At 59.8% G+C, this 18,077-nt stretch carries 17 protein-coding genes and 2 pseudogenes; 8 read left to right on the plus strand and 11 right to left on the minus strand.

The genetic code is table 11. The features are described 5' to 3' along the window. Positions 1 to 61 precede the first annotated feature (61 nt). Genes DFS28_RS00230 through DFS28_RS00250 form a run of 5 tightly spaced genes read left to right on the plus strand, consistent with a single transcriptional unit; the run spans position 62 to position 3,970 of the window. The gene (locus tag DFS28_RS00230) at positions 62 to 802 is read left to right on the plus strand and encodes an SURF1 family protein (RefSeq protein WP_111448121.1); all 741 of its coding nucleotides are present in this window, start codon (positions 62 to 64) and stop codon (positions 800 to 802) included. After that, a complete protein-coding gene (locus DFS28_RS00235; protein ID WP_111448580.1) occupies positions 768 to 1,361 on the plus strand; it encodes a hypothetical protein in 594 nt (197 codons plus the stop codon). Before DFS28_RS00230 ends, DFS28_RS00235 begins: the two co-directional genes overlap by 35 nt. A gap of 10 nt (positions 1,362 to 1,371) precedes the next feature. Then, the gene (locus DFS28_RS00240; RefSeq protein WP_111448122.1) at positions 1,372 to 2,451 is read left to right on the plus strand and encodes a heme A synthase; all 1,080 of its coding nucleotides are present in this window, start codon (positions 1,372 to 1,374) and stop codon (positions 2,449 to 2,451) included. Then, positions 2,439 to 3,338: a heme o synthase gene (cyoE, locus tag DFS28_RS00245; protein WP_111448123.1), complete on the plus strand. Its 900-nt coding sequence runs from the start codon at positions 2,439 to 2,441 to the stop codon at positions 3,336 to 3,338. The genes DFS28_RS00240 and cyoE overlap by 13 nt, the downstream gene beginning before the upstream one ends. Then, the gene (locus tag DFS28_RS00250) at positions 3,335 to 3,970 is read left to right on the plus strand and encodes an SCO family protein (protein ID WP_111448124.1); all 636 of its coding nucleotides are present in this window, start codon (positions 3,335 to 3,337) and stop codon (positions 3,968 to 3,970) included. Before cyoE ends, DFS28_RS00250 begins: the two co-directional genes overlap by 4 nt. A 170-nt stretch (positions 3,971 to 4,140) precedes the next feature. Here the strand turns inward: DFS28_RS00250 and DFS28_RS00255 are convergent. The 5 genes and pseudogenes from DFS28_RS00255 to DFS28_RS00275 all read right to left on the minus strand — a co-directional run. Continuing rightward, positions 4,141 to 4,242 (minus strand): annotated as a pseudogene (locus tag DFS28_RS00255) (MetQ/NlpA family ABC transporter substrate-binding protein); the annotation flags it as partial. A gap of 212 nt (positions 4,243 to 4,454) precedes the next feature. Next, positions 4,455 to 4,556 (minus strand): annotated as a pseudogene (locus tag DFS28_RS00260) (MetQ/NlpA family ABC transporter substrate-binding protein); the annotation flags it as partial. Positions 4,557 to 4,768: 212 nt separating this feature from the next. Next, positions 4,769 to 5,542 carry a MetQ/NlpA family ABC transporter substrate-binding protein gene (locus DFS28_RS00265; protein ID WP_111448125.1) on the minus strand — a complete coding sequence of 258 codons (774 nt, stop codon included), beginning with the start codon at positions 5,540 to 5,542 and terminating at the stop codon, positions 4,769 to 4,771. A gap of 77 nt (positions 5,543 to 5,619) precedes the next feature. After that, entirely contained in the window at positions 5,620 to 6,315 is a 696-nt protein-coding gene (locus tag DFS28_RS00270) for a methionine ABC transporter permease (protein WP_008152458.1), read from the minus strand. Continuing rightward, on the minus strand, positions 6,315 to 7,322 hold the full coding sequence (locus tag DFS28_RS00275; protein WP_111448126.1) for a methionine ABC transporter ATP-binding protein: 1,008 nt from the start codon (positions 7,320 to 7,322) through the stop codon (positions 6,315 to 6,317). Before DFS28_RS00275 ends, DFS28_RS00270 begins: the two co-directional genes overlap by 1 nt. 262 nt (positions 7,323 to 7,584) lie before the next feature. Between DFS28_RS00275 and katE the strand changes: the two genes are divergently transcribed. Next, positions 7,585 to 9,723 (plus strand): catalase HPII, encoded by a 2,139-nt coding sequence (katE, locus tag DFS28_RS00280; RefSeq protein ID WP_111448127.1) that lies wholly within the window; start codon positions 7,585 to 7,587, stop codon positions 9,721 to 9,723. Between the two features lie 111 nt (positions 9,724 to 9,834). On the opposite strand, the gene DFS28_RS00285 is transcribed toward katE, so the two are convergent. The 4 genes from DFS28_RS00285 to zur are packed head-to-tail and all read right to left on the minus strand — an operon-like array spanning position 9,835 to position 12,637. Then, complete coding sequence (locus tag DFS28_RS00285) at positions 9,835 to 10,551, minus strand: PA5502 family lipoprotein (protein WP_111448128.1); 717 nt, start codon at positions 10,549 to 10,551, stop codon at positions 9,835 to 9,837. A 37-nt stretch (positions 10,552 to 10,588) separates the two neighbouring features. Continuing rightward, complete coding sequence (znuB, locus tag DFS28_RS00290; protein WP_008155991.1) at positions 10,589 to 11,377, minus strand: zinc ABC transporter permease subunit ZnuB; 789 nt, start codon at positions 11,375 to 11,377, stop codon at positions 10,589 to 10,591. After that, positions 11,370 to 12,155, minus strand: a complete 786-nt coding sequence (znuC, locus tag DFS28_RS00295) for a zinc ABC transporter ATP-binding protein ZnuC (RefSeq protein WP_111448129.1) — start codon at positions 12,153 to 12,155, stop codon at positions 11,370 to 11,372. The genes znuB and znuC overlap by 8 nt, the downstream gene beginning before the upstream one ends. Beyond that, positions 12,155 to 12,637 carry a zinc uptake transcriptional repressor Zur gene (gene zur, locus DFS28_RS00300; protein ID WP_111448130.1) on the minus strand — a complete coding sequence of 161 codons (483 nt, stop codon included), beginning with the start codon at positions 12,635 to 12,637 and terminating at the stop codon, positions 12,155 to 12,157. The genes znuC and zur overlap by 1 nt, the downstream gene beginning before the upstream one ends. Before the next feature lie 66 nt (positions 12,638 to 12,703). Between zur and DFS28_RS00305 the strand changes: the two genes are divergently transcribed. Further along, entirely contained in the window at positions 12,704 to 13,624 is a 921-nt protein-coding gene (locus DFS28_RS00305) for a zinc ABC transporter substrate-binding protein ZnuA (RefSeq protein WP_111448131.1), read from the plus strand. 91 nt (positions 13,625 to 13,715) lie between these two features. On the opposite strand, the gene DFS28_RS00310 is transcribed toward DFS28_RS00305, so the two are convergent. Beyond that, the gene (locus tag DFS28_RS00310; RefSeq protein WP_111448132.1) at positions 13,716 to 14,666 is read right to left on the minus strand and encodes a homoserine kinase; all 951 of its coding nucleotides are present in this window, start codon (positions 14,664 to 14,666) and stop codon (positions 13,716 to 13,718) included. 58 nt (positions 14,667 to 14,724) lie between these two features. After that, on the minus strand, positions 14,725 to 15,015 hold the full coding sequence (locus tag DFS28_RS00315) for a DUF2782 domain-containing protein (protein WP_111448133.1): 291 nt from the start codon (positions 15,013 to 15,015) through the stop codon (positions 14,725 to 14,727). 74 nt (positions 15,016 to 15,089) lie between these two features. Here DFS28_RS00315 and polA point away from each other — a divergent pair, with 74 nt between their 5' ends. Continuing rightward, positions 15,090 to 17,861 (plus strand): DNA polymerase I, encoded by a 2,772-nt coding sequence (gene polA, locus DFS28_RS00320; RefSeq protein ID WP_111448134.1) that lies wholly within the window; start codon positions 15,090 to 15,092, stop codon positions 17,859 to 17,861. The last annotated feature ends 216 nt before the right edge of the window (positions 17,862 to 18,077 follow it).

Raw genomic sequence — 18,077 nt, forward strand, 5'->3', positions numbered from 1 at the left:
CCGGGGGAAAGGCGATGCACTTGAGTATAGCTATCGCGACTACCGACTTTCTGGCGACGCCATGAAGCGTTTCCGGCCGGGCGTCGTACCCACCCTGGTGGTCGCGGTGTTGTTGCCCATGCTGGTATCACTCGGGTTCTGGCAATTGAGCCGGGGCGCAGAGAAAAGCGCGCTGCTGCAAAGCTACACCGAGCGCCGTGCCGCCGAACCGATGGCCAGCACCGAGCTGCAACACAGCGCAGATCCGGCCTTCCGCCGGGTTCGCCTGCACGGCCAGTTCGATACCGCCCACAGCCTGTTGCTGGATAACCGTCAGCGTGGCGGCAAGGTAGGCGTCGAGCTGCTGCAACCGTTTCAGGATCAGGCGACCGGGCTCTGGCTGCTGGTCAATCGCGGCTGGCTGCCATGGCCGGATCGCCGCACCCCACCGCAATTCACCACACCGACTCAGGCCTTGAGTCTCGTTGCCTGGGTCTACGTCTCCCCCGGCGCCACCTTCCAGTTGCACGCCGACCCGAATACCGCCACGTGGCCACAACTGGTTACCGCAGTTGAACCCGCCAAGCTCTGGACGGCACTGGATCGCGAAGGTTTTGCCTACGAATTACGCGCAGAAAGCGGTCCCGCGACTTATCAGGCTGACTGGCCGGTAGTCGCCATGGGACCGGAAAAACACCTGGCTTATGCCGTGCAGTGGTTCGCCATGTCGATCGCCCTGTTCGGCCTCTATCTCTATCTCGGCTGGCACAACGCAAAGGAGAAACACCATGGGAGCGGCCATGAATCCACCCAGCATGTCTGAGGCGAAATCGCCGGCAAGTCGGCGCAAGGGTCGTTTGCAGTTGCTGCTGATCCTGCTTGGGGTGATCGGTCCGATGATCCTCGCCACCGGCATGTACAAATTGCAGTTCTGGGTGCCGGAAGGTCGCAGCTATCACGGCGAACTGATCGGCAACGGCCAGACCCGCGCCGACCTCGGCGTGCAGGCGCAGGAGGATCGTTGGCAAATACTGGTGACCGCGCCCAAGGATTGTTCGGTGGACTGCCATCAACTGGTGTACCTGGCGCGGCAGATCCAGATCGGCCTCGGCCGTGATGCCGGGCGCGCCAGTCATGCCTTGGCCGTAGCGCAACCGCTGAGCAGCGAATACGACGCCAAGCTGACGCGCGAGTATCCTCAATTACAGCGCTACCCACTGAGCCTGACCGACTTCCATAAAACTGCCGGCGACCAGGCTGTGCCGCAGCTTTGGATCATCGATCCGCATGGCAATCTGGTGCTGCGCTACGACCCGACGGTGAAGGGTAAGGATCTGCTCAACGACCTGCGCCATTTGCTGAAACTGTCGAACATCGGATAAGGGCATCGTCATGGCCAAACCTGGATTTCGCCTCGCGCTGTTTGCCACCTTGCTGGCACTGATTGTGGTGTTGCTCGGCGCCTACACCCGCCTGACTCACGCCGGCCTCGGCTGCCCGGACTGGCCGGGTTGCTATGGCTTTATCAGCGTGCCCAAAAGCGAAGTTCAATTGGCCCATGCCGAACTGCATTTTCCCGACGCTCCCGTCGAAGCCCATAAGGGCTGGAACGAGATGGTTCACCGCTACTTCGCTGGCACGCTGGGGCTGTTGATCTCGGTATTGGCCGGCCGCGCCTGGGTTCATCGTCGTCATCCAGGGCAGCCGGTGAAGTTGCCGTTGTTTTTGCTGGCAGTGGTGTTCGCCCAGGCGGCATTCGGCATGTGGACGGTGACGCTCAAGCTCTGGCCACAAGTGGTCACCGGGCATTTGCTCGGCGGCTTTGCGACGTTGAGCCTGCTGTTTTTGCTGACGTTGCGATTGTCCGGCGTACTACCAGCGCTGACCGTGCCACGGCGTTTGCAGTACTGGGCGACCGCCGGGTTGCTGCTGGTGATCCTGCAAATTGCCTTGGGTGGCTGGGTCAGTTCCAACTACGCGGCGGTGGCCTGTATCGACTTCCCGACCTGTCACGGTCAATGGCTGCCGCCCGCGGACTTCGCCAACGGTTTTCACCTGACTCAACACATCGGCCCCAATTACCTCGGCGGGCAACTGGACAGCGATGCCCGCACCGCGATTCATCTGACTCACCGCATCGGCGCCTTGTTAGTGACGCTGGTGCTGCTGGGTTTGGCCTGGCAACTGAAAGTCGTCGGCATGACGCGGTTGGCCGGGCTGCTGCTGATCGCACTCGCCGCGCAAATCACCCTCGGCATCAGCAATGTGCTGTTTCACCTGCCGCTGCCAGTGGCCGTCGCGCATAACGCGGGCGGCGCGGCACTGTTGCTGACGATGGTGCTGGTCAATTATCACGCGCGAACCAGTCTGGTTCGGGTCAAGCAGCAACCCCCTGCGCGCTGGCGGTTCAGCCCGCGCAAACACTCAGCCGGGCCCATAACAATAAAAGGAGAGATGCCATGGCGACTCTGATCGGCGCACGTCACAGTCAGGCGATCTGGCGTGATTACCTGGAGCTGACCAAGCCGAAAGTGGTGGTGCTGATGCTCATCACCTCGCTGGTCGGCATGTTCCTCGCGACCCGCGCCGGGGTGCCGTGGACGGTGCTGGTGTTCGGCAATCTTGGGATCGCCTTGTGTGCCGGTGGTGCGGCGGCGGTCAACCATGTCGTGGACCGGCGCATCGATGCGGTCATGGCCCGCACGCACAAACGTCCCCTGGCCGAAGGCCGAGTGTCGCCTGCGGCCGCGCTGACGTTTGCCTTGGTATTGGCGGTGCTTGGGCAAGCCGTACTGCTGGCCTTCACCAATCCGCTGACGGCCTGGCTGACCCTGGCCTCGCTGCTCGGCTATGCGGTGGTCTACACCGGTTTCCTGAAACGCGCGACGCCACAAAACATCGTCATCGGAGGCCTGGCCGGCGCCGCCCCGCCACTGCTCGGCTGGACCGCCGCCACCGGCCACGTCAGCGCCGAACCCCTGTTGCTGGTGCTGATCATCTTCGCCTGGACCCCGCCGCACTTCTGGGCACTGGCCATTCACCGCAAAGAGGAATACGCCAAGGCCGACATTCCGATGCTGCCGGTGACCCATGGCGAGCACTACACCAAGGTCCACATCCTGCTTTATACCTTCGTGCTGCTGGCCGTGAGCCTGATGCCGTACGTGATCCACATGAGCGGTGTGCTCTACCTGATTTGCGCGCTGGGACTTGGCGCGAGGTTTCTGCAATGGGCCGTGGTGCTGTACCGTGGCACTCGGCCGCACGCGGCGATCAACACCTTCAAGTACTCTATTTACTACTTGTTCCTGCTGTTTATCGCGCTGCTCGTAGATCACTACTTACTGTTGAACCTATGACTCGAACCCAGAAAACCGTCTTCATCCTCGTTGCCCTGATCGCGCTGGTCCTGGGCCTGACCATCAACAAAGTGCTGTCCGGCAAAGGCCAGGGCGACCCGACGGCCCTGATCGATGCCGGGATCATTCTGCTACCGCAAAGCCGCAACCTGCCGGCCGTGACAATGACCGATCAGGACGGCAAACCAGTGGCGATCAACGAGTTGAAAGACAAATGGTCGCTGCTGTTTTTCGGCTACACCTTTTGCCCCGACATCTGCCCGACCACCCTCGCCCAGCTGCGCCAGATCAAAAGCGAACTGCCGCCAGAAGCTGTGGCCAAGTTGCAGATCATTCTGGTCAGCGTCGACCCGAATCGCGATACACCCCAGCAGCTCAAGCAGTACTTGGGCTACTTCGATCCGCAGTTCCAGGGACTGACGGCGTCGTCGGTTGAAGACATTCAGAAACTGGCCAATGCGGTGAGCATTCCGTTCATTCCGGCGGACACCAGCAAGCCGAACTACACCGTCGACCACAGCGGCAACCTGGCGGTGATCGGGCCGGACGGGACCCAGCGTGGGTTCATTCGTGCGCCGTTGAACAACGTGAAACTGGTGGCGCAGTTGCCGGTAATGCTTACCCGTAAATAACCAACACAATACCCTGTGGGAGCGGGCTTGCTCGCGAAGAGGCCATAACATCCAACATCAATGTTGACTGTTGTACCGCTTTCGCGAGCAAGCCCGCTCCCACAGGTACGGTGTGTCAGGCATAAAAAATGGGGCGCCCAATGCGCCCCATTTTTCGTTACAGCAATAGATCAGAACGCCGGCAATACCGCGCCTTTGTACTTCTCGAGGATGAAGGCTTTCACTTCCGGGCTGTGCAGGGCTGCAATCAGCTTCTTCATCGCTTCGCTGTCCAACTGGTGGCGCAGTTGCCGGTAATGCTTACCCGCAAATAACCAACACAATACCCTGTGGGAGCGGGCTTGCTCGCGAAGAGGCCATAACATCTAACATCAATGTTGACTGTTGCACCGCTTTCGCGAGCAAGCCCGCTCCCACAGGTACGGTGTGTCAGGAATAAAAAATGGGGCGCCCAATGCGCCCCATTTTTCGTTACAGCAATAGATCAGAACGCCGGCAATACCGCGCCTTTGTACTTCTCGAGGATGAAGGCTTTCACTTCCGGGCTGTGCAAGGCAGCAATCAGCTTCTTCATCGCTTCGCTGTCCAACTGGTGGCGCAGTTGCCGGTAATGCTTACCCGCAAATAACCAACACAATACCCTGTGGGAGCGGGCTTGCTCGCGAAGAGGCCATAACATCTAACATCAATGTTGACTGTTGCACCGCTTTCGCGAGCAAGCCCGCTCCCACAGGTATGGTGTGTCAGGCATAAAAAATGGGGCGCCCAATGCGCCCCATTTTTCGTTACAGCAATAGATCAGAACGCCGGCAATACCGCGCCTTTGTACTTCTCGAGGATGAAGGCTTTCACTTCCGGGCTGTGAAGGGCAGCAATCAGCTTCTTCATCGCTTCGCTGTCCTTGTCGTCTGGACGGGCAACGAGAATGTTCACGTAAGGCGAGTCGCTGCCTTCGATGACCAGCGCGTCCTTGGACGGATCAAGCTTGGCTTCCAGCGCGTAGTTGGTGTTGATCAGTGCCAGGTCGACCTGAGTCAGCACGCGCGGGATGGTCGCGGCTTCCAGTTCACGGAATTTCAGGTCCTTGGTGTTCTCGGTGATGTCCTTGACGGTCGCGAGGATGTTGTTCGAATCCTTCAACTTGATCAGGCCAGCCTTCGCCAGCAGCAACAGCGCACGACCGCCGTTGGTGGCGTCATTCGGGATAACCACGTTGGCGCCGCCTGGCAGCTCGGTCAGTGCTTTGTACTTGCTGGAGTAAGCACCCAGCGGTTCCAGGTGCACACCGGCAACGGCCACCAGGTTGGTGCCCTTGGCCTTGTTGAATTCATCGAGGTACGGCTGGTGCTGGAAGAAGTTGGCGTCCAGACGTTTCTCGGCAACCTGCACGTTCGGCTGGATGTAGTCGGTGAAGACTTTGACCTTCAGGTCCACGCCTTCTTTGGCCAGGGCCGGTTTCACGAATTCGAGGATTTCTGCGTGCGGAACCGGGGTAGCCGCGACAGTCAGGGTTTCATCGGCCTGAGCAGAGAACGCTGCAACGGCTGCGAGCGCTACGAGTAGTTTTTTCATTCAGCTAACTCCTTGTGAGGCGCCCGTTTGGCGCCTGCCAGCGAATGGCCGGCTCATGTCTTGTTTACGAGAACTGTTTATTTTCTGGAGAAGTGTACGACCAGCTTGTCGCCAACCATTTGCAGAACCTGCACCAGCACCAGCAACAGCACCACAGTGACGATCATCACATCGGTCTGGAAACGCTGGTAGCCGAAACGGATCGCCAGGTCGCCCAACCCACCGGCACCGACTACACCGGCCATCGCCGTGTAGGACACCAGTGTAATAGCCGTCACCGTAATCGCCGCGTAAATGCCCGGACGGGCCTCTGGCAGCAAGGCGTTGAGGATGATCTGCTTGGTGGTCGCGCCCATGGCCTGGGTTGCTTCAATGATGCCGCGATCCACCTCACGCAGAGCGGTTTCCACAAGTCGCCCGAAAAACGGCGTGGCGCCCACCACCAGCGGCGGAATCGCACCGGCGACGCCGAGCGAAGTGCCGGTGATCAGCACGGTGAACGGGATCATCACGATCAGCAGGATGATGAAGGGCAGTGAACGCAGGATGTTCACCATCAGCGACATCAGCCCATAGGCCACGCGGTTTTCAAGCAACTGGCGCGGGCTGCACAGGAACAACAGCACCCCCAGCGGCAGGCCGAGCAGGATGGTGAACAGCAGCGAACCACCGAGCATCTGCATCGTGTCGCTGGTGGCCAGGCCGATTTCCGCCCAATCGATGTTTTTGAAGAACTCTTTAGCCGCTTCGATAAATGCGTCGTACGATTCCATCAGCGCAGCACCTCCATGTGGACGTCAGCTGCAGTGAAGTGGGCGAACGCCGCTTCCATGTCGCCACCGGTAACGGCCAGGGTCAACTGCCCGTAGGGCACATCTTTGATGCGGTCGATACGACCGGCCAGGATGCTGTAGTCCACGCCCGTTTCGCGAGCGACGGTGCCCAGCAGCGGTGCGTAGGTCGATTCGCCCTGGAAGGTCAGACGCACGATGCGCCCTGGAACGTGAGCGAAGTCGTCGCGCTGTTCGCTTTCGTCGATCTGCTCATCTTCTTGCACGAAGCGTTTGGTGGTCGGGTGCTTCGGATGCAGGAACACCTCGGCCACCGAACCTTGCTCGACGATCAAGCCAGCGTCCATCACTGCGACCTGGTCGCAGACCCGGCGGATCACGTCCATCTCGTGGGTGATCAACACGATGGTCAACTTCAGCTCGCGATTGATCTCGGCCAGCAATTGCAGGACCGACGCGGTGGTCTGCGGGTCCAGTGCGCTGGTGGCTTCGTCGCACAGCAGGATTTTCGGCTTGGTGGCCAGGGCGCGGGCAATGCCGACACGCTGCTTCTGGCCACCGGACAACTGCGCCGGGTACTTCCTGGCGTGGTCGGACAGGCCGACCCGCTTCAGCAATTCGGCCACACGCCGGTCAATCTCACTGCGCGACAGTTCACCGGCCAGGGTCAGTGGCAGCGCGACGTTGTCGGCCACGGTCTTGGACGCCAGCAAGTTGAAGTGCTGGAAAATCATCCCGACCTGCTGACGGAAGCGCCGCAGGCTGTTGGCGTCAAGCGCGGTAACTTCTTCGCCGTCGACAAATATCTTGCCGCCACTGGACTCTTCCAGGCGATTGATCAGACGCAGCAGGGTACTTTTTCCCGCACCGGAATGGCCGATCAGGCCGTAGACCTGACCGTTCTCAATCGTCAGATTGGTCGGATGCAGGGCGGGAATATCCTTACCGGCGACGCGGTAGGTTTTGTGGACGTTTTGAAACTCGATCACGTAGCGAACCTTGTGGGGCGCGTTGGAAAAGGATCAGCGGTTAGCCGGGCGCGCATTTTAGCCTGTCCGTATAGAGGTTATTAGCATTTATTCCGCATTCAACCTTCCATTTGGCAATAACGCGATCAAAGGTTAGAAAAAAGGAACGGCGCAAAACGTCATCAGTCACTAATTAGGCAACTCGAAACGCCCCCGGTCCGTGCCTGGGGTATTGCTCAAGAGTCCTGGCTACGGCGGGAGTCGCAACGAGGAGTTTTGTCTGATGAGTACTAAGAAACCTGCCGCAACCAAAAGCGCACTGGCCGGGACCGATACCCCGGACCGCGGGAACACCAATGCCAAGCTCGACAGCCTGGAGCAGTTTCGCTCCGACGCCACTGAACAGGCCCTGCGCACCAACCAGGGCGTGAAAGTCTCGGACAACCAGAACACGTTGAAGGCCGGCGCCCGCGGGCCATCGTTGCTGGAAGATTTCATCATGCGTGAAAAAATCACGCATTTTGACCATGAACGCATTCCCGAGCGGATCGTCCATGCCCGCGGCACCGGCGCACACGGCTACTTCCAGAGTTATGAAACCCATTCCGTGCTGACCAAGGCCGGGTTCCTACAAGACCCCAGCCAAAAAACCCCGGTCTTCGTCCGTTTCTCCACGGTGCAGGGCCCTCGTGGGTCGGGCGATACCGTGCGGGACGTACGAGGTTTCGCAGTGAAGTTTTTCACCGACGAAGGCAACTTCGACCTGGTGGGCAACAACATGCCGGTGTTTTTCATTCAGGATGCGATCAAGTTTCCTGACTTCGTGCACGCGGTAAAACCCGAGCCGCACAATGAGATACCCACCGGCGGTTCAGCGCACGATACCTTTTGGGATTTTGTCTCTCTGGTACCGGAGTCGGCGCACATGGTGATCTGGACCATGTCCGACCGGGCGATCCCGAAAAGCCTGCGCAGCATGCAAGGCTTCGGCGTGCACACCTTCCGCCTGATCAACGCCGAAGGTAAATCGCGCTTCGTCAAATTCCACTGGCGTCCCACGGCCGGGACCTGTTCGCTGGTGTGGGATGAAGCGCAAAAACTCGCCGGTAAAGACACGGATTACCACCGTCGCGATCTCTGGGAGTCGATCGAGATGGGCGACTACCCGGAATGGGAACTGGGCGTACAGATCATCGAGGAGGAGAACGAACATACATTCGACTTCGACATCCTCGACCCGACCAAGCTGATCCCGGAAGAACTGGTGCCGATTACCCCGTTGGGCAAAATGACCCTCAACCGTAACCCCGATAACTTCTTCGCCGAAACCGAACAGGTCGCCTTCTGCCCTGGGCATATCGTGCCGGGGATCGACTTTTCCAACGATCCATTGCTGCAAGGCCGGCTGTTTTCCTACACCGATACGCAAATCAGCCGACTCGGCGGGCCGAACTTTCACGAGATCCCGATCAACCGTCCGTTGGCACCGTTCCACAATGGTCAACGGGATGCGCTGCATCGCACCACCCTCGACAAGGGCCGCGCGTCCTACGAGCCGAACTCCATTGATAGCGGCTGGCCGAAAGAAACGCCGCCGGCAGCCCAGGATGGCGGCTTTGAAAGTTATCCAGAGCGCATCGACGCCAACAAAATCCGTCAGCGCAGCGAATCCTTCAGCGACCACTTCTCCCAGGCGCGGCTGTTTTTCCACAGCATGAGCAAGCACGAGCAGGAGCACATTATCTCGGCTTACAGCTTCGAGTTGAGCAAGGTTGAGCGGGCGTTCATCCGCGCGCGCCAGGTGAATGAGATTCTGGCCAACATCGATCTGGAACTGGCCAAGCGCGTGGCGCAGAACCTGGGGTTGCCAGTGCCCAAAGCCGGGACGGTCGACGTGCGCAAAACCTCACTGGATCGCTCGCCCGCGCTGAGTCAGGCCAACTTGCTGCCGGCGGATATCAAAACCCGCAAAGTGGCAATCCTGGCAGCCAATGGCGTCGATGGCGCAGCGATTGATGCCATGAAGAATGCGCTGGCGGCCGAAGGTGCACACGCCAAACTGCTCGGCCCGACGTCTGCTCCGGTGACCACCGCCGATGGCAAGGCATTGCCGGTCGATGCGTCGATGGAAGGCTTGCCTTCGGTGGCGTTCGATGCGGTGTTTGTGCCCGGTGGCGCGGCGTCGATCAAGGCGTTGAGCACTGACGGCGTGGCGCTGCATTACCTGTTGGAGGCGTACAAGCACTTGAAGGCGATTGCGCTGCAGGGCGAGGCCAAGCAGTTGCTGGATGTGTTGAAACTCGAGGCTGATGCGGGGTTGATCGTGGGTGCGGATGCGAAGTTGATCAAACCGTTTTTTGCCGCGATCGGGCAGCATCGGGTGTGGGACAGGGAGCCTAAGGCCAAGGCGATTCCGGCCTGAAGTTTTGTATCGAGGGCAAGGACGCCTTCGCGAGCAAGCCCGCTCCCACATTAGACCGAGTATTTTTGAACAACCCGGTCAACTGTGGGAGCGAGCCTGCTCGCGATGCTTTTAAGGCTTGCGAGGACTCAAAACCATCTGCGCAGGAACGTTACGCAGAATCTGCTTCTCCAGATTCAGGTCAAAATCCGAATCGAGCTTCTTCACGCGTTTAGTCAGCAACGTGGTCAACCAAGGGAAGTCCTGGGTGCGTGGCGCCTGAATGCTCACGTCGCACTGGTAATTCACCACATCGGCGGCGATCGCATCCAGTTGGCGACGAAGCTTGGTCATATCAGTCAGGTTCAACGCAACTGTGGTGCTTTCAGCCGTCGGATCAATGACTTTGGCCTGTGGCTTGGCTTCGGCAGCCATGAGCGCCGCTTCGGCTCTATCCAGTTCAGCTTTGCGGGCATCAACGATGGCGTTGTTGACCCCACCGGTCAGCGCCGGAGCCTTGGGCATCAACGACCGGGCGCGGCTCAGCGCAGTGGCAGCGGCATTCACATCGCCTTTTTGCAGCACGATCTGGCTGCGGCGCAGATAGGCTTCGGCCAGTTGCCGCTGGTATTGCTCAAGGGATTGATCATTGGGCGACTCGGCCTGCAAGGCAGCCAGTTGATCTTCGGCAGTCGCCAGTTCGCCGCTGGCCAGGCTTTGTTGTAGCTGTGCGATGGCCGTGGCCCGTGTACCGGTAGCCTCGGGGGCCGCCGGTGGCGTGCTTTGACAAGCGCCCAGTAGCAACGAAAATGCGACAAGGAGCAGATAACGGGAGGGGAACAGCTTCATTCCTGCGACTCTCTATTTGCGCAAAAAACGAGCAAGTCTACACCCCTCGACGGGGCAGGACAAAACTCAGCAGAAACAGTGCGGCGGCCGTCACGACAATTGATGGGCCCGCCGGGGTGTCCTTGAACCACGACAACGCCAGCCCGCCACAGACCGCGAGCATGCCCAGCAGGCTCGCGCCCAGTGCCATCTGCTCCGGTGACCGGGCGTGACGTTGTGCCGCAGCCGCCGGGATGATCAGCAAGGACGTAATCAGCAACACACCGACGATTTTCATCGCCACTGCGATCACCACGGCGATCAGCAACATCAGGGTCAAGCGCAACGCCGCCACCGGCAGACCTTCAACCCTGGCCAGTTCTTCATGCACCGTGATTGCCAGCAATGGCCGCCACAACGTCACCAGCAAGGCCAGAACGCCCGCGCTGCCGCCGAGTATCCAGGCCAGATCGGTCGGGCTGATCGCCAGCAAGTCGCCGAACAGATAAGCCATCAGGTCGATCCGCACTTCGTGCATGAAGCTTAGTACGACCAAACCCAAAGAGAGCGTGCTCGGTGCGAGAATTCCCAAAAGCGTGTCAGATGCCAGCGGTTGGCGCTGTTGCAAGGTCACCAGCAATACCGCCAACAGCAGACAGCCTACGGTGACCGCAACGGTCGGGCTGACATCCAGCAGAAAACCCAGCGCCACGCCGAGCAGCGCGGCATGGGAAAGGGTGTCGCCGAAATAGGCCATGCGCCGCCAGACCACGAACGAACCCAATGGGCCCGCAACCAACGCCAGGGCCAGACCTGCAAGCAGGGCGTAGAGCAGAAAATCAGCCATGCTTGCAGCTATCTCCGTGAACGTGGGTAGGGGCCGACGGGGCGGCGTTGACCACCGAGCCATGCAAGTCATGGGCGTGGTCGTGATGGTGGTGATAAATCGCCAGGCTTTGTGCGTTCTTTCCGAACAGCTCGACGAAAGCCGGATCACCGCTGACCTGCTCGGGATGCCCGGAGCAGCAAACGTGACGGTTGAGGCAGACCACCTGGTCTGTGGTGCTCATCACCAGGTGCAAATCGTGGGACACCATCAACACGCCGCAGCCGTGACGGTCGCGCAATCGTGTGATCAGGCTGTAGAGCTCGGCCTGACCGGCCACATCGACGCCTTGCACAGGTTCATCGAGTACCAGCAATTCCGGCTCGCGCAGCAATGCCCGGGCCAGCAGCACCCGCTGCATTTCGCCTCCGGAAACACTTTGCACCGGGCTGTCGATCACCTGTTCGGCGCCGACTTCCTTGAGTGCCGACAAGGCCATGGCGCGGTCGACGCCCGGCACCAGACGCAAGAAGCGCAGCACCGACAGTGGCAGCGTTGGATCGACGTGGAGTTTTTGCGGCATGTAACCGACCCGCAGTTTCGGCTTGCGCCACACGCTGCCGCTGTCCGGTTTCAACAGACCGAGTACAGCGCGCACCAGCGTGGTCTTGCCGGCGCCGTTAGGGCCGATCAGGGTGACGATCTGCCCCGGCTCGACACTCAGTTCGATGTTATCCAGCACGTTTTGCCCGGCAAAGGTGACAGCAACCTGCTCGAGGCGGATCAGCGCGTTGCTCATCAAACCCCCTGGCAACCCGAGCAGAGGCCGACCACTTCGACGGTCTGGCCTTCGACGACAAATCCGACATCCTTGGCGCTACTGATGACCGCGTCACTGATGGATTTCTGTTCAAGCTCGATGGCAGCGTGGCATTCGCGGCAAATCAGGAACTGGCCCTGATGGGCGTGTCCCGGGTGATTGCAGCCGACGAAGGCGTTCAGCGAGGAGATGCGGTGTACAAGGCCGTTTTCCAGCAGGAAGTCCAGCGCACGGTACACGGTCGGTGGCGCCGCACGGCGGCCGTCCTGCTCGCTGAGCACCGCGAGAATGTCGTAGGCTCCCAACGGTTTGTGGCTTTGCCAGACCAGTTCCAGCACCCGCCGGCGCAAGGCGGTCAGGCGCAAGCCTTGACGTGCGCACAGAGCATCGGCCTCAGACAATGCGCTATGGACGCAATGAGAGTGGTCGTGGGGACGGCTGGCAATCGGTGTTTTAGGCATGAGCGGCGACGAGTTTTGTGAGAGACGTTATTATGTTACCCGTTCTCGCCTCTTCGAGTGGTCATCGTGTCCCGACTTTTTTCTATCTTTGTCGCATTTGTCGCAAGTTTTCTGCTGATCGGTTCAGCTCACGCCGAAGTCAAAGTTCTCACCAGTATCAAGCCTCTACAGCTGATCGCGGCGGCGGTGCAGGATGGCGTGGCGATTCCGGAAGTCTTGCTGCCGCCTGGCGCCTCGCCTCATAACTATGCCTTGCGCCCATCCGACGTACGGAAGGTGCAATCGATCGATCTGGTTTACTGGATCGGTCCGAGCATGGAAGGTTTCCTGCCCCGCGTGCTGAATGGTCGTACGCTGCCCAGTGTCGCCGTGCAGGATTTACCGGGCCTGAAACTGCGACACTTCGCCGAAGATAGCCACTCCCACACCGAAGAAGCCGACGAACATGATCACGATCACCGTCCAGGCAGTCTGGACGCGCACTTGTGGCTTTCGCCGGTCAACGCCCGCGTCATCGCCACAAAAATGGCGGCTGACTTGAGTGCAGCCGATCCGGCCAATGCCGCGCGTTATCAGAGCAACCTCAAGGCGTTCGATGAGCGTCTGGATGCACTGGATCTTCGCTTGAAGGCGCGCCTGGCCGGTATCGCGGGCAAACCGTACTTCGTATTCCACGAGGCCTTCGACTACTTTGAAGACGCCTACGGCCTCAAGCACGCCGGCGTATTCAGCGTCGCCGCCGAGGTCCAGCCCGGCGCCCAGCACGTCGCGGCGATGCGCACTCGTTTGCAGGAAGTCGGCAAAACCTGCGTGTTCAGCGAACCGCCTCTGCGTCCGCGCCTGGCGGAAACCCTGGTGGCGGGTCTGCCGGTGAAGCTGGCGGAACTGGACGCGCTGGGCGGGTACACGCCGGCGACCGCTCAGGGGTATGAGCAGGTGCTGGAGAAGTTGGGGAATGATTTGGCGGGGTGTCTGGAGTCGCTGTAACCCGAACATTTGTGGCGCCCCCATTCGCGAGCAAGCCCGCTCCCACATGGACCGCATAAATCCTGTGGGAGCGGGCTTGCTCGCGAAGCTTTTAGAGGGCGAACGGCAGCGGTGTGTTGACCTTCTGCCGCTGCGCCAGACGCTGCTGAAACTCCATCGGATCGTGAATCAGCACGTCCTGCCCGGCAAACGACTCGGCGGCGATCAACCGCGACAACCAGAATCGCACACACGCCACCCGCAGCATGGTCGGCCACAACTCCGCCTCGGCTGCCGTGAACGGTCGCAGCGTTGCATAAGCACCGAGCAACGCCCTCGCCCGCGGCCCGTCGATCAACCCGCTCTCGTCCGAACACCAGTCGTTCAAGGCGATCGCCACGTCGTAGAGCATCGGCCCCGAACACGCGTTGTAGAAGTCGATCAACCCGGTCAGGTGCGTGCCTTCGAACATCGCGTTATCGCGGAACAGGTCGGCGTGGATATTGGCTCGCGGCAGCGCCAGAATTTTCGTCTTCTGCTGTGTGATTTCGTCCAGCGCCCGCTGCAGCAGATCGCTTTGCTCGGCATTGAGGTGCGACAGCAACTGCGTGCCCTCTTCCAGCATCCAGTCCAGACCGCGATCGGTCTTGCGCTTGATCATGTTGGCCTGGGTCGCAAGGTGCAGATGGCCGAGCAACTCGCCCACCTGAGCGCAATGCTGCGCATTGGCTTCCTTGATGTGCTTGCCGGCCAGGCGTGGCTGCAACAGCGCAGGTTTGCCGGCCAGTTCGCGCAAGGCGACGCCATCGGTGGTGCGCAAGGCATAAGGCACGGGCAGGTCGGCGTCATGCAGCACGTCGAGCAGTTCGATGAAGAACGGCATCTCCTGAACCGGACCACGCTCAACCAGGGTCAGGACAAATTCGCCCTGCTCCAGGCTGATGAAGAAATTGGTGTTTTCGCTACCGGCGGCAATCCCCTGGAAATCAAGCAGGCGGCCGAGCCCGTAAGGGGCGAGAAAGGTTTCCAGCTCGGGCCGAGCCAGCGGGGTGAACACAGACATGTTTGAACTGCCAGTACGGGCGCCGCTGCTTGAGCCAGCGCCGATTGAAATTAAGAAACTACTTCCACTCAAAGATCTTCCACGACGGAATCAGCATATCCGGCTGATCCGAACGGATGTAGTTTGCATCGGTCCCGTCCGCGCGCACCAGAAAATACGGCGGTCCGACCTTGGGCGTGACCTTGATCGCGTACAGGAAACCGTTTTGGCGGTACTCCTGGATGGTTTTATCCCCTTCCGTGCGGATAGTGACTTGCGGCTCAGATGTCGGAGCATCATCCGCCGCCATGACGGCCAGTGGAACGGATGCAAACAACCCAGCCAGCAACAGGCGATTTAGTGTGCGCATGATAACCTTGTCCCTTTGTCGTCAACGGTCCCGCTATTCTAGCGCCGGACCCGCCGAAAAGGTTGATCCTGCTCATGAGCCAAGCCCCCCTCGTCCTGGTGGACGGTTCTTCTTACCTGTACCGCGCCTTTCACGCCCTCCCACCACTGACCACGTCCAAAGGCCTGCCGACCGGTGCGGTCAAAGGCGTATTGAACATGCTCAAGAGCCTGCGCAAGCAGTATCCGGAAAGTCCGTTCGCCGTGGTGTTCGACGCCAAGGGCGGGACATTCCGGGACGAAATGTTTGCCCAGTACAAAGCCAACCGCCCGAGCATGCCCGACGACATGCGTGTTCAGATCGAGCCGCTGCACCAGAGCGTGATAGCCCTGGGCTTCCCGCTCCTGTGCGTCGAAGGCGTCGAAGCCGATGACGTGATCGGCACCCTGGCCCGCAGCAGTGCGGCGGCCGACCGCCCGGTGGTGATCTCCACCGGCGACAAGGACATGGCGCAACTGGTCGACGGCCACATTACCTTGGTCAATACCATGACCGGTAGCGCGCTGGACGTGGAGGGCGTGAAGGAGAAATTCGGCGTCGCTCCCGAGCAGATCATCGATTACCTGGCACTCATGGGCGATTCTTCCGACAACATTCCGGGCGTTCCGGGCATTGGCCCGAAGACCGCTTCCGGCCTGTTGGTCGGCGTGAACGGCGGCCTGACCGAGCTCTATGCGCAGCTCGACATCGTCCCGACCCTGCCGATTCGCGGGGCCAAAACCCTGCCGGCCAAGCTCGAAGAACACAAGGAGATGGCGTTTCTCTCCTACCAATTGGCAACCATCAAGATCGACGTGCCGCTGGATATCGGCCTCGACGACCTGCAAATGGGCAAGCCGGATCACGACAAACTCGCCGAGCTCTATACCCTGCTGGAGTTCAAGAGCTGGTTCGAAGAGAACCAGCGCGACGCCAAGCGTTCCGGCCAGGAAGTCGCCACTCCGGTGGCTGAAGAAACGGCCGTCGATACCGAACTCAAATACACAACGATCCTTACCCAGGCTGATTTCGACCTGTGGCTGAAGAAGCTCAACGATGCCACGCTGATTGCCTTCGATACCGAAACCACCGGCATCGATGCGCAGCAGGCGCAACTGGTGGGCCTGTCTTTCGCTGTACTAGCCAACGAAGCGGCCTACATCCCGCTGACCCATTCCTACATGGGCGTGCCGGACCAGCTCGATCGCGACACCGTGCTGCGCGCACTGAAGCCGATCCTGGAAGATCCGAGCAAACTCAAGGTCGGTCAGCACGCCAAGTTCGACATGAACATTCTGGCCAACTGTGCCATCGGTGGCGATCAGAGCTGCGGCATCACCGTGCAAGGCGTCGCTTTCGACACGATGCTCGAATCCTACGTGCTGGACTCCACCGCGACCCGTCACGACATGGACAGCCTGGCGCTCAAGTACCTGAATCACACCACTACCAGTTTTCAGGACATCGCTGGCAAAGGCGCCAAACAGCTGACATTTGACCAAATCTCCCTGGAACTGGCCGGGCCTTACGCCGCCGAAGACGCCGACGTGACGCTGCGCCTGCATCAAAACCTGCAGGAAAAGCTCAATGCCATCCCGAGCCTAAGCAAGGTCCTGAGCGAAATCGAAATGCCGTTAGTGCCGGTGCTGGCACGGATCGAACGCCAAGGCGCGCTGGTCGATGCCAACCTGCTGGGGATTCAGAGCGTCGAGCTGGGCGAGAAAATGGTCGCCCTCGAGCGTGAGGCATTCGCCATTGCCGGGGAAGAATTCAACCTCGGCTCGCCGAAGCAATTGGGCGTGATCCTGTACGAAAAACTCGGCCTGCCAATCCTCAGCAAAACCGCCAAGGGCCAGGCGTCCACCGCCGAAGCCGTGCTGGCGGAACTGGCCGAACAGGATTTCCCACTGCCCAAAGTGCTGATGCAGTACCGCTCGATGAGCAAGCTGAAAAGCACCTACACCGATCGCCTGCCGGAGCAGATCAATCCGCGCACCGGACGGATTCATACCTCTTACCATCAGGCCGTCGCGGCAACCGGGCGCTTGTCGTCCAGTGACCCGAATCTGCAGAACATTCCAATCCGCACCGCTGAAGGGCGTCGGATTCGTCAGGCGTTCGTCGCACCCAAAGGCTACAAGCTGCTGGCAGCGGACTATTCGCAAATCGAACTGCGAATCATGGCTCACCTGGCCAAGGACGAAGGTTTGCTGCACGCGTTCCGCAACGATCTGGACGTGCACAAAGCCACCGCGGCGGAAGTCTTCGGGGTTGAACTGGCAGACGTCACCACCGACCAACGGCGCAGCGCCAAGGCGATCAACTTCGGTTTGATCTACGGTATGAGCGCGTTTGGCCTGGCCAAGCAGATTGGTGTTGATCGCAAGCAATCCCAGGCCTACATCGACCGTTACTTCGCCCGCTACCCAGGCGTACTCGAGTACATGGAGCGCACCCGTGCCCAGGCTGCCGAACAAGGTTTCGTCGAAACCATCTTCGGTCGTCGCTTGTACCTGCCGGAAATCAACGCGAAAAACCCGGCCCTGCGCAAAGGTGCCGAACGCACAGCGATCAACGCCCCAATGCAAGGCACTGCGGCGGACATCATCAAGAAAGCCATGATTGCCGTGGATAGCTGGCTGACAGCATCAGGCCTCGACGCCAAAGTCATCCTGCAGGTGCACGATGAATTGGTTCTGGAAGTGCGTGAGGATTTGGTCGATCAGGTCCGCGATGAAATTCGCGTGCACATGAGCGACGCAGCGAAGCTTGATGTGCCGCTATTGGTAGAGGTTGGTGTAGGCAATAACTGGGATGAGGCTCACTGAACCGTCTGAAAAGGTGTTTTCCGCTGCGGCATAGTGCCGCGGCAGAAAGACCGAAGGGCTCTTAGTTTGGAAAATTCGATGGCCTATTCCAAAGGCTTTTTAAAAAATTCTGAACTAATTTCCTGAATCGCCACTCAGAGTTACTGAATGGGTGGTGAAGCCCTTCGATGCTCCTAATGTTGTGTTAAGTGTTGGCAGATATCTGGACCCCGCCCT

This window comes from Pseudomonas sp. 478, from assembly GCF_003254125.1.
Taxonomy (GTDB): Bacteria; Pseudomonadota; Gammaproteobacteria; order Pseudomonadales; family Pseudomonadaceae; genus Aquipseudomonas.